At 61.4% G+C, this 14,505-nt stretch carries 12 protein-coding genes and 2 pseudogenes; 1 reads left to right on the plus strand and 13 read right to left on the minus strand.

Features of this window, described 5'->3' with window-relative positions; translation table 11 throughout:
- Window positions 1–24 precede the first annotated feature (24 nt).
- From NMB39_RS17705 to NMB39_RS17725, 5 genes are all read right to left on the minus strand, one after another.
- Complete coding sequence (locus NMB39_RS17705) at window positions 25–852, minus strand: EamA family transporter (protein WP_057025399.1); 828 nt, start codon at window positions 850–852, stop codon at window positions 25–27.
- 68 nt (window positions 853–920) lie between these two features.
- Entirely contained in the window at window positions 921–1,823 is a 903-nt protein-coding gene (gene gcvA, locus NMB39_RS17710; RefSeq protein WP_057025400.1) for a transcriptional regulator GcvA, read from the minus strand.
- 61 nt (window positions 1,824–1,884) lie between these two features.
- Window positions 1,885–3,840, minus strand: a complete 1,956-nt coding sequence (locus NMB39_RS17715; RefSeq protein ID WP_494340584.1) for an FUSC family protein — start codon at window positions 3,838–3,840, stop codon at window positions 1,885–1,887.
- Entirely contained in the window at window positions 3,840–4,748 is a 909-nt protein-coding gene (locus tag NMB39_RS17720) for an efflux RND transporter periplasmic adaptor subunit (RefSeq protein ID WP_494340342.1), read from the minus strand. The genes NMB39_RS17715 and NMB39_RS17720 overlap by 1 nt, the downstream gene beginning before the upstream one ends.
- A 12-nt stretch (window positions 4,749–4,760) precedes the next feature.
- Window positions 4,761–4,949, minus strand: a complete 189-nt coding sequence (locus tag NMB39_RS17725) for a DUF1656 domain-containing protein (RefSeq protein ID WP_057025403.1) — start codon at window positions 4,947–4,949, stop codon at window positions 4,761–4,763.
- 147 nt (window positions 4,950–5,096) lie between these two features.
- Here NMB39_RS17725 and NMB39_RS17730 point away from each other — a divergent pair, with 147 nt between their 5' ends.
- A complete protein-coding gene (locus NMB39_RS17730; protein ID WP_124400262.1) occupies window positions 5,097–5,882 on the plus strand; it encodes an AraC family transcriptional regulator in 786 nt (261 codons plus the stop codon).
- Between the two features lie 562 nt (window positions 5,883–6,444).
- Here the strand turns inward: NMB39_RS17730 and NMB39_RS17735 are convergent.
- From NMB39_RS17735 to NMB39_RS17770, 8 genes and pseudogenes are all read right to left on the minus strand, one after another.
- Window positions 6,445–7,500, minus strand: a complete 1,056-nt coding sequence (locus tag NMB39_RS17735; protein ID WP_494340341.1) for a protein-glutamate methylesterase/protein-glutamine glutaminase — start codon at window positions 7,498–7,500, stop codon at window positions 6,445–6,447.
- Window positions 7,497–8,018, minus strand: a complete 522-nt coding sequence (locus NMB39_RS17740) for a chemotaxis protein CheD (RefSeq protein WP_494340340.1) — start codon at window positions 8,016–8,018, stop codon at window positions 7,497–7,499. Before NMB39_RS17740 ends, NMB39_RS17735 begins: the two co-directional genes overlap by 4 nt.
- Window positions 8,011–8,814, minus strand: a complete 804-nt coding sequence (locus NMB39_RS17745) for a CheR family methyltransferase (RefSeq protein ID WP_057025409.1) — start codon at window positions 8,812–8,814, stop codon at window positions 8,011–8,013. Before NMB39_RS17745 ends, NMB39_RS17740 begins: the two co-directional genes overlap by 8 nt.
- Window positions 8,815–8,835: 21 nt before the next feature.
- The gene (locus tag NMB39_RS17750) at window positions 8,836–9,360 is read right to left on the minus strand and encodes a chemotaxis protein CheW (RefSeq protein WP_494340339.1); all 525 of its coding nucleotides are present in this window, start codon (window positions 9,358–9,360) and stop codon (window positions 8,836–8,838) included.
- A gap of 55 nt (window positions 9,361–9,415) precedes the next feature.
- Window positions 9,416–9,928, minus strand: coding sequence for a chemotaxis protein CheW (locus tag NMB39_RS17755; protein ID WP_057025411.1), 513 nt, complete (start codon window positions 9,926–9,928; stop codon window positions 9,416–9,418).
- Window positions 9,929–10,044: 116 nt separating this feature from the next.
- A pseudogene (locus NMB39_RS17760) lies at window positions 10,045–10,768 on the minus strand (methyl-accepting chemotaxis protein); the annotation flags it as partial.
- A gap of 60 nt (window positions 10,769–10,828) precedes the next feature.
- Window positions 10,829–12,349 (minus strand): annotated as a pseudogene (locus NMB39_RS17765) (MCP four helix bundle domain-containing protein); the annotation flags it as partial.
- A 22-nt stretch (window positions 12,350–12,371) separates the two neighbouring features.
- Window positions 12,372–14,504 carry a chemotaxis protein CheA gene (locus NMB39_RS17770; RefSeq protein ID WP_232923771.1) on the minus strand — a complete coding sequence of 711 codons (2,133 nt, stop codon included), beginning with the start codon at window positions 14,502–14,504 and terminating at the stop codon, window positions 12,372–12,374.
- Window position 14,505 lies beyond the last annotated feature (1 nt).

Genomic DNA, 14,505 nt, shown 5'->3' on the forward strand with positions numbered 1-14,505 from the left:
AATACCTCCTTAGAAAATGCTGTTTCAGCCGATGATGAAGGTGCCGCCGGCGATCACCACACACGCCAGGATCCTGCGTGCGGTAAGGGTTTCGCCAAGAAAAAAGTAGCCAATCAACATCGCGAACAACACGCTGGTTTCGCGCAATGCCGATACCGCGCCCAACGGCGCTTCGTTCATGGCGTAGATCACGATTGCATAGGCCAGCAAAGACACCAGCCCGCCGACCACCGCGGCCAAGGTTCCGGGGCGCAGGCGCAATAAACTGCGGGCATCGCGCAGGCCGATGTACACCGCTGGCATCAGCACGCCCCACAACGCGCACATCCATACGGTGTAGGCCAGCGGTGCGCCGGAGAGCCTGGCGCCAATGCCATCGACGACACTGTAGGCGGCGATGAAGCAGCCCGTTCCCAGCGCATAGGGCAGGCTGGGAACCGACAACCGACGCCCGCTGAAGGCCAGGGAAATAATCCCGCCTGACACCAGCGCAACCCCCAGCAACTCGCCGAGGGCAATGCGCTCCCCGGCGAAGACAGCAGCCCCCAGGGTGATCAGTGCCGGCGATGAGCCACGGGAAATCGGATAGATCTGCCCCAGGTCGCCCACCCGGTAGCTGCGCACCAGGAACAGGTTATAGCCAACATGCAGCAACGCCGAAAACACCCCATAGCCCCAGCTCTCAATCGCCGGTGCTACCATGAACGTTGCGGCGATGAGACTGGCGACGGCGATGGCCATGCACATTACTGTCATCGACCACAGCCGATCGGCACCGCCACGCAGCAGCGCGTTCCAGCTGGCATGCAGGAGCGCGGCGAACAGCACCAGGAAGATGATATGAGTCGGCATGCGCCATCTTAGGCAAGCCAAGGCCCCGGCTTACAGCGAAGTCTCCTCATCACTGCATGAACAGATACTCATACTGCCCGTTGCAGTTTCAGTGACTCTGCGAGCAACCATTGACGAAAGCTGACCACATGGGGTTGCGATTCGATGCCCTTGGGGCACACAAAATAGTAGGCAAGCGGTGACGGGAACGGCACATCGAACAGGCGCACCAGGCGGCCGTCGCTGATTTCCTGCTCCACATGCCCGCTGCGCACCAACGCGATGCCATGGCCGAGCAAGGCCGCCTCGACGGTCATGTTGGTGTCGCCAAACCTGACGCTTTCCCGGAGCGGCGAAAAGGCCAGCCCCACGGCTTGAAACCAGACCTCCCATTTCGGCGCCAGCTCGGCGCCATCCCGGGCCAGCAGCGGGAAATCCAATAAATGGGCAGGGCTGCCTGGAGTGCCGAGGCGTCGCAACAGTTCGGGGCTGGCCACGGGAAACACCTGCTCGCCGAACAGGAATTCCGAATACAGGCCCGGGTAGTTCCCCTTGCCCAGCCGGACCGCGACATCCGCTTGGGCATCGGAAAAGTGGATGACGTCGTCCGTGGTGTCCAGCGCAACCAGCAGCTCGGGGTGCTGGCGAGCGAGGTTCGGCAAGCGTGGCAGCAGCCATTTCAAGGCAAAGGAATAGGTGGTGCTGACCTTGAGCCGCACCCTGCCCTTTTGCTCGCGCAGGTCGGCCAAGGTCGTCTCCAGGCTCATGAAAAATTCGCGCACGATGGGCGCCAGCGTAGCCCCCGCCGGGGTCAGTCGTAACGACTGGCCGCGCTCGAACAACGCCAAGCCCCACAGCGCCTCCAGATGCTTGAGCTGGTGGCTGACTGCGCTCTGGGTCACATGCAACTCCTGGGCGGCCGCCGTAAAGGTCGGGTGCCGAGTGGCGGCTTCAAAGGCGCGCAATGTGGCGGTGGGCGGCAGGTCTCTCATAGGTGGGGTATCCGGCGAGTGGGCAGTAAGCGCTGAGCATGAGCGTTGACTCATGTTAGCGCTAATCCATGAGGTTCGCGTACTGCTCCAGCATCCACGCCAAGTCCTGATAAGCGCTCGCCAGATGAGGCGCGCCGAGCCTGCTCAACGACCGGGATGTGCGCCGCGCCTGTGCGGCGCCGATTGCGGGATGACGGGCATATCGTGCAACCCGCCGCGCACCGCTTTGCACACATCGGGCAACGGGAGATGCCGGATCGATACCGCTGGCTTTGCGCTGCAGCCGATTCAACTGCTTGCTCAGTTGCAGCGACAAGTAGCCCGCCTGGTATTCGTGCGGGTGATCCGCGCCAAGCAAACTCTTCAACGTAACTAACCGATGTTGTTGCTTCGCTTGCCATTGAGCATGGTCGATTGTACTTGCCTGACGTAGCAGCAGGCGTGTGTGCTGGTGGAGCGCACGTTTCAATGCGCGTACCTGCCTGGCTGGATCTTTGGGCAGGATCTGGAACGCCAAGAGGCACACAAGCATCGCCACGATCCAGGCCAGCGCCTGGTTGGCGAAACCGACGAAATCGTAGGTGGCGGTCATGCCGGTGCTCACCAGGGTGTTGAACCCGATCAGGTAGGCAACCCCTTGCAGCGCATGGCGCGGCTGGCTCGTCGCATGGATGCCGAACGACCAGAACCCTGCCATGACCAGCAGCAACAGAGGGAAGCCATTGATCTGCGGCATCAGCAGGAATTTGCACAGCGCTGCCGCCACAATCGCGTAGAGCGTGCCGCGGATAAAGCCGTTGATGCCTTGGGTCGGCGCGGCAGCCGTCGCCACCAGTGTGCAGCACGGCCCCAGCACCGCCAGTAATGTGGGCCCCTGATCCCAACCGCTGAAATACCAGATCGCACCCGCACTCAGTGTGGCGAGCAGTGCCCGGATGCCGTTTCGCGCTGCATCCGCGTAATGGCGGTGATACCCCACGGCGCGTATCGGCCCGCCGCGGGCATGGTCGAGGCTGGAGAAGTTCAGCAAGGCCGCGCCCAGGTCCGTCAGTGGGTCGTCCAAGCGTTCGTTGCGCAACAGCACCTGTGGGCTTGAGTCGGCGCGATCATCCGCACAGCGACGCAATTGCTCCAGCGTATCGGCCGCGGTGCGAAAGTCGCAGCGGGCATCCGCCAGGCCTGCACTCAGTTGCTGCAACCCTGTGCTTATCCGGGCGCACAACGCCGGGTCGATTCCGTGGTATGGGTGCTCCGGGTGCGCATCGAGCACCGCCGATTGCAGATGTGCCAGGCCGGCCTGAATCGCCAGCTGCCGCGAGCGGATCAGCGCCGACTCGCCACGGCCGAGCCCCAGCTGGTCGTCCACCTTGCTGATATCGATCGCGAGCTGGTGCCGTTGCCTCGCCAGCTGCGCAGGCTCTTCGCCCACAAGGCTTGCCGCGAGCAGCCGGGCACTGCGCGCGCAGGCGTCGAGGAGCGAGCTTCGAACTTTATGCTCCATGGTCTTGGCGCTGAACAGCGTCGCTACCAGGCTCAAGCTGAGCACGCCGAGTGCTACCGCCGTGCCACGGGTGATGATGTGGTCGAAGCCCTGTTCCGGGGCGACGATGGCAGGGCCCAGCGCCAAACACACCGTATAGCCCGCCACCACTGCCGCGGTGGCCTGGTAATGACGCAAGACCGTCATTGCACCGACGCACAGACCCAGCCATATACCGACGCCCAGTATGAACAACAGCATCTGTTGCGCGAACAGCCCCATCAGCACAAAGGCTGCGACCATGCCGACCAGCGTGCCCAGCATCCGGTACACACCCTTGCCTCGCACTGCCCCCTGGATAGGCTGCACCAGCAGCAACACGGTGGAAGCACCCGAGAACGGCGAATCCAGATGCAGTTGCAAGCCAAGCCACAGTGCCAGGCCGGCCGCCAATAGACTGCGCAGTACGTAGGCAAGCGTGGCGGACGTCCAGGGCCGAGGGATCGCCGCGAAAAAGCGTGTCGCCAGGCCAGTCATCACATGAACGCCTGCAGCCATTGGGTGAGTCGCCAGCGCGGTGCGGCGCCCGGCTGCGTCACTTCGACACTGGCGGTCATGCCCGCCGCCAACTCTACCCCGTCCGGCACCTTGTCCAACTCGATACGCACGGGCACACGCTGCGCCAACCGAATCCAGCTGAAGGTCGGGCTCACCTGGGGCAAGCCGCTGTCGTTGCGCAACTCATTGGTGTCGGCAATGCCCCTGCCCAGACTTGCCACGTGGCCTTGCAGCAACGGGTCAAAGCCCATCAGCTTGATCGACACCGCTGCGCCGATGCGTACACCCGGCAACTTGGTCTCTTCAAAATAGCCCGTGATCCAGAAACTATGACTGTCGACCACAAACAGGTTAGTGATGCCCGCCTGCGCGTAGTCACCGGGCTGCAGGCGCAGTTGCGTGACATAGCCATCCACCGGCGCACGAATGGTGGTGCGGTCCAGGTCGAGCTGGGCCTGGGCCAACTGGCTGCGTGCCGCGTCCAGGCGCGCCTGGGCCACGGCCAAGTCACGCGCGGCATTGTCGATCTCTTCACGGGCGATGGCGCCGCCCAGCTGCGCGCGCCGCTTGAATTGCGCACTGCGCTGCTCGAACACACTGCGCGCTTCTGCGAACTCTGCGGTGCGCTGCTGCTGGCTCAATCGATAAGCACGCGCATCGATGCGATAGAGCGGGTCGCCCTTTGCCACCCATTGGTTGTCACTGGCCCACAACTGATCGATTTGGCCGGACACCTCGGGGGCAATGCGGATCACCTGGGCACTCACCCGCCCGTCCCGCGTCCAGGGCGCCAGCACGTAGGCCCGCCAGAGTTGCAGGCAAAACAACAGGGCCAACACGCCCAGCCCCAGGGTGGCGGCAGTTTTAAGGAGTTTGACGATAGACATGCGCGGCCTCGCTCAGCAATGGACGACCATCGTCGACACGACGATGAGCGAGACGAAAAAACGCGCCAGCGCCGGGTGCCACACCCGGTCCAACCAGCGGCGGGTCAGGCGCTCGATCAGCTGGTAGGCCAGGACGGACGCACCCAGGTAAATCAACAAGGGCGGAAAGTAGAGGTTGGCAATCGAGATTTCGCTGAGCATGGCAAGCACCGGGATTCGGAAGGTCTGGCATTCGCCCGCCCACTGAAGGCGGGGCTTGCAGGTAATGCTAGGGAATTACTGCTGCTGCCGATATTGAGTACACTGCCAAAATATAATCAAATTCGGACAAACCCTGGATGACCTTGCATGGCCGAAATCCACGTCGATCAGTTTGAGTACGACACCCTTTCCCAGCCCGCCGTAGCGCTGATGCTGGAAACCCAACGCAACGACAGCGAATCCGCCGTACACAAGCACCGCAAGGGGCAACTGGTGGTGGCGTATTGCGGTGGCATTGTGTGTACGGTCGAAGATGGCGTATGGATGGTGCCGTCAGGGTTCGGCGTGTGGATTCCGGGGGGCGTCGCCCACAGCAACCGCGTGACGGCCAACGGGCAGGTGTGTTTTCTGTTCGTGGAGCCCGGCGCCGCGTCGCTGCCGGATCGCTGCTGTACCTTGGCGCTGTCGCCATTGATCCTGGAACTGATCCTGCACCTGAGCGGCCAGGCCCAGGATTACCCGGCCAATTCGCGCAGTGCGCGGTTGGCCCACGTACTGCTCGAAGAACTTGAACTGGCCCCCACCGAACAGCTTTACCTGCCTTTACCCGCCTCAAACCCGTTGCGCACTATCGCCCGGGCACTGGCGCAAGATCCCGCCAACCGCGCCACCATGGCGAGTTGGGCACGCCACGTCGCCATGAGCGAACGCTCGCTTGCGCGCCTGGTAAAAGCCGAAACCGGCCTGACCTTCGGACAATGGCGCAAGCAATGGCAGATCATCGTCGCCCTGCAAAGTCTGGCCGAAGGGCAATCGGTGCAGAGAACCGCTGAAGCCCTCGGCTATGAGTCTGTCAGCTCGTTCATCACGATGTTTCGTAAAACCCTGGGCACCTCACCGGCCCGTTACCTGCGCAATACCACATTGCGGTAATGCAACCACAGTGGACTGAATGCACACTGCATGGCCGAGGCGGCTATAGCGTATACATAGGTATCTACACTGTGTAGTAGCCGACGGTAACCACGATGCGCAGCGAGCCGCTCTTGATCTTGATCTGCTTTTGATCTCAGGCGCCCCGTCAAACCACGCTGGCCGGAATTCGACAGGGATTTGGGGGGTAAACCGGCAGGGATGCCGGTTTAGCCGCCCCGCGCCATGGATGGCGCGTGGCGGCGGCCCCCCAAATCTCTGTCGGATTACGGGCACACCGAGCCTGAGCGAGGTGCCGAGTGGTGGGGCGAGGACCTTTTGCTTGCTTACTTTTGGGTCCTTCCAAAAGTGAGCCGCTGTAAGAGCGGAACCCTAAGTGGCCGTTACCTAAATAATGGATATGTACTCGGTTTGATCCAAGATCCCGGTCGACTCTCAGGCCGCCATCGGGAGCAAGCCCCCTCCCACATTTTTTACCGCGTGCAGTCAATCAGACCGCCACGAAATCGAGCTGCCTCGGGTCAGGGCGCCGCCAAAGTTGTGAGTCGCCTGGCACTCAAGTTCACCGATGCAAAATCGCCCGATGAATATCTTCCAGCGCCATGACGCGCTGGGCGGCGTTGAGCTTGATCGCTTCCTTGGGCATGCCAAACACCACGCAACTGGCCTCGTCCTGGGCCACCGTGGCGGCGCCGGCGTCGAACATTTCCTTGAGCCCGCGCGCGCCGTCGTCGCCCATGCCGGTCATGATGATGCCCAGCGCGTTGCCACCGGCACTGCGGGCAACGGAACGAAACAGCACGTCAACCGAGGGCCGATGCCGGCTCACCGGTGGGCCGTCAACGATCTCCACCTGATATTGGGCTCCGTTGCGCTTGAGCACCATGTGTCGGCCGCCGGGGGCGATCAATGCGCAACCGGGGATGACCCGGTCGCCATTTTTCGCCTCCCTGACCTCGATTTCACACAGTCGATTGAGTCGCTCGGCAAACGCCGCGGTGAAGTGTTCAGGCATGTGCTGCACGATCACGATGCCCGGGCACACCCTGGGCAACGCGGTCAGTATCAACTCCAGGGCTTGAGTACCGCCTGTGGAAGTGCCAATGGCGACAATATTGTCGGTGGTACGCACCATCGCCTGGGTACCCCCGGGAACAATGACGTCGGCATTTACCCTAGCGGGAGCACGTTCACCGCACGCCACCATTCGTTTCATGTTGGCCTTGGCCGCAGCCTTGACGGCCCCCGCCAACTCATCGGCGCTGTCGGTCAGGAACTGGCGCAAATTCAACTGCGGCTTGGTGACGATACTGACAGCCCCTGCCGCCAAGGCTTGCATGGTGGTGGCCGCGCCCTTCTCGGTCAAGGTCGAGCAGATGACCACCGGCGTGGGGTGTTCGGCCATGAGTTTCTTGAGGAACGTAATGCCGTCCATGCGCGGCATTTCGACGTCCAGCACGATCACATCCGGCCATTGCTTGTTCATTTTATCCATGGCGAATACCGGGTCTGCCGCCGCGCCTATCACTTCAATGGCGGGGTCTCGTCCCAGGGTCGCCGTCAATACCTGGCGGACCACGGCAGAGTCGTCAATGATCAGTACTTTGATAGGACTCATAGCGCACGCTCTCGTTGAGGGCTGCTGAGGGGGCGCTGCAGCGCCAGGTAGTTGAGTTGAATATTGCCATTGGCCAGATCGAATACCACCGTGCGATACCCAACGCCTTCCACGTGCCAATTCAGACACCGCAGGTGATGCATATCGAGCAGGCGCCTGGCTTGCTCGACATTGCGTTGCCCGACGTAGTGGTTGTCCGGGCGCACCAGCCCGGGAAACATATTCCCGCCGCCATACACATTGATCCTGAACTCCGTCGGCGGCACCTTGCTCGCGCGCATGGCATCGAGCAGCAGTTGCAGCGCTTGATTGCCATAGCGACCGTCCAGGGGCTTGGCACTCGTCGCAGCACGCTGGGGCAGCAGGTAGTGACACATGCCACCCAACAAGCGCTGCGGATGCCAGAAAGCCAGGGCCACGCAGGAGCCCAGCACCGTGCGCAGCCGAATCGCGCCAGTGCCGAAAAACCAATCACCAGGATTCAGGAACACCTCGCGCGAAGGTTGAGTGTCAGGCATGTGGCCTCCGATAGATCGAAGGCTTGACCAGCTTCAGCTCGTCGGTCACGCCGTTGAGGCTTTCCGAGTGGCTGACCAGGAAATAGCCGCCAGGCTTGAGATGGCTGACCAGACGCTTGACGACCTGCACTTTGGTATCGCTGTCGAAATAGATCATCACGTTGCGCAGGAAGATCACGTCGAACATGCCGACTTTCGGCAGCGGATTGTTCAAATTGATCGCCTGGAAATCGATTTTCGCCGCGAGCGCCGGATCGACCATGAAGCAACCGTGGTTGGCACCGACGCCCTTGAGGCAATATTTGTGCAGCAGCGCTTCGGGAATGCCGCGTATACCCTCGAGGGGGTACCGCCCTTGGCGGGCTTTATCCAACACACGGCTGCTGATGTCCGACGCCATGATCTCCCAAGGCCGACCGGCCAGGTTGTCCGCCAGCACCATTGCCAGGGTGTAAGGTTCTTCACCGGTGGAGCAGGCGCCACTCCATACCCGCAGCGTTGCGTTGCCACGCAGTTCGGGCAGGGCCACGTCGCGCAGGAAGTCAAAATGCTTGGGTTCGCGGAAAAAATAGGTTTCGTTGGTGGTCAGCATGTCTACCGCCACCTGCAGTTCCGTGGCGTCCTTCATCAACACCTTGTAGTAAGCACCGTAGGTCGTGAGCTCGAACGCCTGCAGTCGCTTGGCAAGCCGCGCGCTGACCAACTGTTTTTTCGCATCGGACAGGCTGATGCCGGCGATCTGATGGATAAGGCTGCGAAACTGCTGGAACTCGGCGTCGGAGAGAATCACGTTCATAAGGGCATCCCAAAAGTTGAATCAGGCGGTGGCAGGCAGCAAGGCTTCAAGGTCCGCCAGCCCATCGATCGGTTCCAGGGACAACACGCGACCGATATCCAGCAGCAGTACAAAACCGCTGTCCAATTTGCCGATGCCCAACAGGTAATCGGCCCTGACCTCGGTGCCGACACTCAGCGAAGGTTCGATATCCTGCTCGGCGATTTCAAGCACCTCGCTGACTGCATCCACAATGATGCCCACCGGCTTGCGCACGCTACCGACCTGTACCTCCAGGATCACAAAGCAGGTTCTTGACGTCTGCAGCGTCCGTTCGCCGCGAAAGCGCACGCCCAGGTCCAGTATCGGCACCGCAACGCCTCGCAGATTGATCACCCCGCGCAGGCTGGCAGGCAGCAACGGCACGTGGGTAATCGGCCCATATTCGATGATCTCGCGCACGTTGAGCGTGCCGACCGCGAACATCTCACCCCCCAACTCGAAGGTGAGGTATTGGCTCGGGCCAGAGATCGCAGCACTGCCAGAACTTTGGATGGTTAACGCCATGATTCACCTCGGATCAATTGCTTTGCGCCCGCACCTGGGGGCACGGTCGTACACCTCAAGCGCGCATCAAGCCGGCGATCTCGTCGACGCACAGCACCTGCTCGATCTGCAGCAGCGTGACAAACGCTCCCCGCACCTTGGTCATCCCTCTGATGAAGTCGGTACGAATAAGGTTGCCGAAGGCCGGTGCAGGCTTGATATCGATATCGAGGATCTCGATCACCTCGCTGACCGAGTCCACCACCACCCCCAGCACCTGGGACTCGCCCTCCTTGGCCGCTTCAAGAATGACGATGCACGTGCGGCTGCCAAGGTCCGTCACGCCCTTGCCGAACCGGGCCTTGAGGTCCACCACCGGTACCACCGAGCCGCGCAGATTGATCACCCCGCGCAGGAACTCCGGCATCATCGGCACGCTGGTCACCTGGCTGTATTCGATTATTTCGCGAACGCTCAACGTGTTGACCGCGTACATCTCCTGATCAGCCGAAAAGGTCAGGTACTGCAAGGGCTCGCTGCCTTGCGGCGCTGGGGCTGAAGTGCCAGGCACAACGGCTGAGGCACTCATGGGTCAACTCCCGAAGCGGACGAAACCGCTCTCCACTGCACGGCTGTCATGATCCGACAGCGACGCCGCACGCCCCAGACCCGACGTTGCAACAGTGCGCCCGACGCGCTTGCCCTGTACGGTGAAAAAGCCCATCAGTTCCTGCAACTGCTCGGCCTGGCCACTCATTTCCTCGGCAGTCGCGGCCAACTCTTCGGAGGCCGACGCGTTTTGCTGAGTCAGTTGGCTCATTTGCGACATTGCGCTGTTGATTTGCTCGGAGCCGATCGATTGTTCTTCCGAGGCGGCCGCAATTTCCTGCACCAGGTCAGAGGTCTTGGCGATCGAAGGCACGATTTCATCCAGCAGGTTACCGGCCCGTTCGGCCAGGGCCACGCTGTTCTTGGCCACTTCGCTGATTTCCTGCGCCGCGATCTGGCTGCGCTCGGCCAGTTTGCGCACCTCCGCGGCCACCACCGCGAAGCCTTTACCGTGCTCGCCGGCCCGCGCCGCTTCGATGGCCGCGTTAAGCGCCAACAGGTTGGTCTGGTAGGCGATGGAATCGACGATGCCGATTTTTTCCGCGATGGTCTTCATCGCCGCCACCGTATCCTTCACGGCGCGACCGCCTTCGGACGCCTCTTTGTTAGCCTTGCCCGCCATACCATCGGTCACCTTGGCGTTTTCGGTGTTCTGGGCGATGGACGCTGACATTTGCTCCATCGACGCCGAAGTCTGTTCCACCGACGCCGCCTGTTCGGACGCCGATTGCGCCATGCTCTGGGCAGTGGCGGAGATTTCCTCGGAGGCACTGGACAGCGAGTCGGCCGACCCGCGCACTTCGCCGATGATTTCCGAGAGTTTTTCCACGGTGCCGTTGACCGAGTTTTTCAGCTCCAGGAACTTGCCTTGATAGTCGCCGACGATGGTCCGGGTCAGATCGCCACTGGAGATCGACGCCAGGACGTCCATGGCTTCGGTGATCGGCACGATGATCGCATCCAGCGACCCGTTGATCCCCAGGATGATGCGGCGGAAATCGCCCTGATGGCGAGAGGCATCCGGCCGGGTATCGAGTTTGCCGATCATCGCGCTGTCGCTGATCTGGCGCGTGTCGTCGACCAGGGCCAGGATGTTGGCGCGCAATTGCTCGATGTTCTCGTTGATAAAGGCTTTTTTGCCCGGGAATTGCTCCAGAGGCGCGGCCAGATCGCCTTCGCCGAACGCGCGAATGCAGGCCATGGCCTTTTTCTTCACACTGATATGGCCGCTGACCATGTCATTGATGCCCTGGCCGATTTCACGGTACGAACCGCTAAAGCGCTCGACATCGATCATGACGTCAATGTCACCTTTCTCGTGCTCGCTGGACATGTGCTGCATTTCATTGATCAGCGCCAGGATATTGCTACGCAGCAGCTCAATATTTTCATTGATGAAGGCTTTCTTGCCGGGGAACTGTTCCAACTGCGCCGATAGATCACCTTCACCAAAGGCACGAATGCACGCCATGGCTTTTTTCTTCACCGCGATATGGCCGTTGACCATGTCGTTGATGCCTTGGGCCATTGAACGGTAGCTTGCGTGAAAGCGGCTGGCATCGATCTGTGCGTCGATTTCGCCCTTGTCGTGCTCGCTGGACATGGTGTTTATCTGCGCGACCAGCGCCTGCAGGTTCGAGCCCAACTGTTGCATGCAAGCCATCAGGCTCGTGGTGTCACCGGCCTTGAGGGGGGCTTTTGCCTCCAGCTCGCCGGCTGACAAGCGCGCAGCAAAGGCGCGGACGCTCGCAGGTTCACCGCCCAGCTGGCGCATGAGATTGCGTGCCAGCAGTACGCCCATCAGTCCAGTGACCAGCAATGTGAGCGCGCCGATCAGCAGGATGATGTAGCGGGCATTCTGCTCAGTGCTGGTGGCCAGCAGCTGTGCCTTGCGCCCCAGCTCCAGGTTGTATTGGCGCACATCGGCGATTGCCGTCTGGGTCGCTGTTTGCAGAGGCTGGCTCGCTTCAAGCAACGTGCGAGCGCCGGCGATATCGCCTGTTTCAACCAGTTTGTCGAATCGCTCCTGCAAGGTTGCAAACTCGTCAAACCGGGTGCGCAACTGGCTCAACAACGCCGCATCATGCGCGTCGATAGCCAGTTGGGTGCGGTAACGCTCCAAGGCGTTGTCGATAATGCCCGAATGCTGCGCTATCAGTGCGGCGTACGGCGCAACCGTGCTCTTGCCCGACTCATTCAGGTGCTCCCATTGCAAGGCGTGCAGGCTGGCGAAAGCCTCGGCGGCGCGATCGATCTCAAGCAGGCTGGGTACCGTGTTGACACTGGCAAAACTGGCGCTGGAATTGACTTCACTGGTCAGATAGAAACTGGTGCCACCCAACACGACGACGCCCAGCATTGCCGTGAAAATCAACAGCGTAATATTTTTGATAACGGTCATGGCGAGGAACTCCTGATGACGCTTATTGGATCGATAAAGGACGTGGGGTCGAACGGTTGGTGGCTTCCTTGGCAACGAGTCCTAACAGATTGGGAATATCCAGGATCAGGGCCACGGCCCCGCTCCCGAGAATGGTGAAACCACCCAATCCCTGGGCTTCTCCGAAGACTTTGCCCAAGGGCTTGATCACGGTTTGAAACTCACCCTGCAAGCGATCGACCACCAGGCCGGCACGTAAGCCGGCGTAGTGCACGACAACGACGTTTTCGCGGATGCCGCCCGGCTCTTGCACGGCAAACATGTCGCGCAGCCGCAAGATCGGCAGCACATCGCCGCGCAGGTCCAGGAAGCCGGATTCAGCCCCCTGCCCAGGCGCCAACTCGATGCACTCCTCCACCATGTTCAGCGGGATGACGTAAGAGGCTTTGCCCACACCGATCAGAAAGCCATCGATGATCGCCAGGGTCAGCGGCAAACGAATGCGTACCGTGGTGCCCTGCCCCTCCTCGCTCTCAAGGCTCACGCTGCCGCGTAATGCGGTGATATTGCGCTTGACCACGTCCATGCCAACGCCGCGGCCGGACAGGTTGCTGACCTGGTCGGCGGTGGAGAAGCCTGGTTCGAAGATCAGGTTCAGGATGTCTTTGTCGGCCGGTACCTGACCGTCCCCGACCAGGCCGCGCTCGCGAGCCTTGGCGAGGATCTTGTGCTTTGCCAGGCCGCCGCCGTCGTCCGACACCTCGATCACGATGCTGCCGGATTCATGGTAGGCATTCAGGCGTACGGTGCCCTGGGCCGGCTTGCCCCGTTGCAGGCGAGTCGACACCGCCTCGATGCCATGGTCCATGGCATTGCGCACCAGGTGCGTCAACGGGTCGCCAATGCGCTCGACGACCGTCTTGTCCAGTTCGGTTTCGCCACCGCCGATGCGCAGCACGATGTCCTTGCCCAACTCTTTGGACACATCCCGGACCACGCGCTGGAAGCGGGTGAAGGTCGCGCCGATCTGCACCATGCGCAGGGTCAGTGCCGAGTCACGCACCTCCTCCACCAACCTCGATAACAGGCTGGTCGCCTCGATCATCTCGCCTATCCCGCTGCGTACCGCCACCAGGTTGGCGCCGGCACCGGCGATGATCAGCTCACCGACTAGATTGATCAGTTGGTCCAATTTGGCGGCATCGACCCGAATCAGGTTGCCTTCGTTGTTGGCCGCGCCTTTGCTGGCCTTGGGCGGCGAATCCTGCGCGACTTCAGGCGCGGCAGGCGCATCGGCAGGCGTTGGCGAGCCTTCTTGGATAACGAGCGCGGCCTGAGCCTCAGTCAAAGTGCCGCAGCGAACCAACAGCTCCAGCAACACCGCATTGTCTTCCGGCAGCGCGTCGATGTGCGTGAGATACGCCTGGATCTCGGCCTGGGGCGCCAGGATCAGCACCAGGGCGTCATCGCGGACAAAATCGAAGGCGCCGTCGATGACTTCCCGCGTGGCGTCGCTGACCAGCGCCAGTTCAAAGCCCAGGTAGTTGGTTTCCGGGTCCATCGACAGCAGAGGCGGCAATGCGTCGAACAGCGTGACGGTATGCGCCAAGTGCCCCAGGGTGCTCAGGTAACGCAGGAACGCCAGGGGGTCCATGCCATTGCGAAACATATCCGCACCAAAGCGCACGGAGAGATGCCAGTGACCAGGCCCTTCGGCAGCCATCGGCGGCTGGTCTTGAGCAACCGATTCAGGCAGCGCGACAGGCGCTTGCAGATACATCGACAGGCGCTCAGCCAAGCGCTGGCCCTGAACCCGCAACGGTTCACCCAGGCGCTCAAGGTCGCCATCCTCGGCCAGCAGGTCGATCAGTTGGCCAATATGGTCACGGGCGTCGAGAAACAACGCGCTCAAGGCCTCGTCCACCTTCACTTCCAGGCTGCGTACGCGATCCAGGACGCTCTCGGCGACATGGGTGAACTCAACGATTGGCATCAGGCCGAACAGGCCGGCCGACCCCTTGATAGTGTGGGCCACGCGAAACAGGCCGTTGATGGTGTCCAGGTCCTGCGGCGACTGCTCGATCTGCAGCAGCGCATCTTCCATTTGCAATAGAAGCTCGCGACTCTCGGCAATGAACGTTTGCAGCACGTCATCCATGTTCATGGGCTGGGCCATA

The organism is Pseudomonas sp. FBCC-B545 (assembly GCF_059134095.1).

Coding starts and splice junctions, on each gene's coding strand:
- NMB39_RS17705 (WP_057025399.1), bottom strand. CDS start 852: ATGCCGACTCATATCATCTTCCTGGTGCTGTTCGCCGCGCTCCTGCAT.
- gcvA (WP_057025400.1), bottom strand. CDS start 1,823: ATGAGAGACCTGCCGCCCACCGCCACATTGCGCGCCTTTGAAGCCGCC.
- NMB39_RS17715 (WP_494340584.1), bottom strand. CDS start 3,840: ATGACTGGCCTGGCGACACGCTTTTTCGCGGCGATCCCTCGGCCCTGG.
- NMB39_RS17720 (WP_494340342.1), bottom strand. CDS start 4,748: ATGTCTATCGTCAAACTCCTTAAAACTGCCGCCACCCTGGGGCTGGGC.
- NMB39_RS17725 (WP_057025403.1), bottom strand. CDS start 4,949: ATGCTCAGCGAAATCTCGATTGCCAACCTCTACTTTCCGCCCTTGTTG.
- NMB39_RS17730 (WP_124400262.1), top strand. CDS start 5,097: ATGGCCGAAATCCACGTCGATCAGTTTGAGTACGACACCCTTTCCCAG.
- NMB39_RS17735 (WP_494340341.1), bottom strand. CDS start 7,500: ATGAGTCCTATCAAAGTACTGATCATTGACGACTCTGCCGTGGTCCGC.
- NMB39_RS17740 (WP_494340340.1), bottom strand. CDS start 8,018: ATGCCTGACACTCAACCTTCGCGCGAGGTGTTCCTGAATCCTGGTGAT.
- NMB39_RS17745 (WP_057025409.1), bottom strand. CDS start 8,814: ATGAACGTGATTCTCTCCGACGCCGAGTTCCAGCAGTTTCGCAGCCTT.
- NMB39_RS17750 (WP_494340339.1), bottom strand. CDS start 9,360: ATGGCGTTAACCATCCAAAGTTCTGGCAGTGCTGCGATCTCTGGCCCG.
- NMB39_RS17755 (WP_057025411.1), bottom strand. CDS start 9,928: ATGAGTGCCTCAGCCGTTGTGCCTGGCACTTCAGCCCCAGCGCCGCAA.
- NMB39_RS17770 (WP_232923771.1), bottom strand. CDS start 14,504: ATGGCCCAGCCCATGAACATGGATGACGTGCTGCAAACGTTCATTGCC.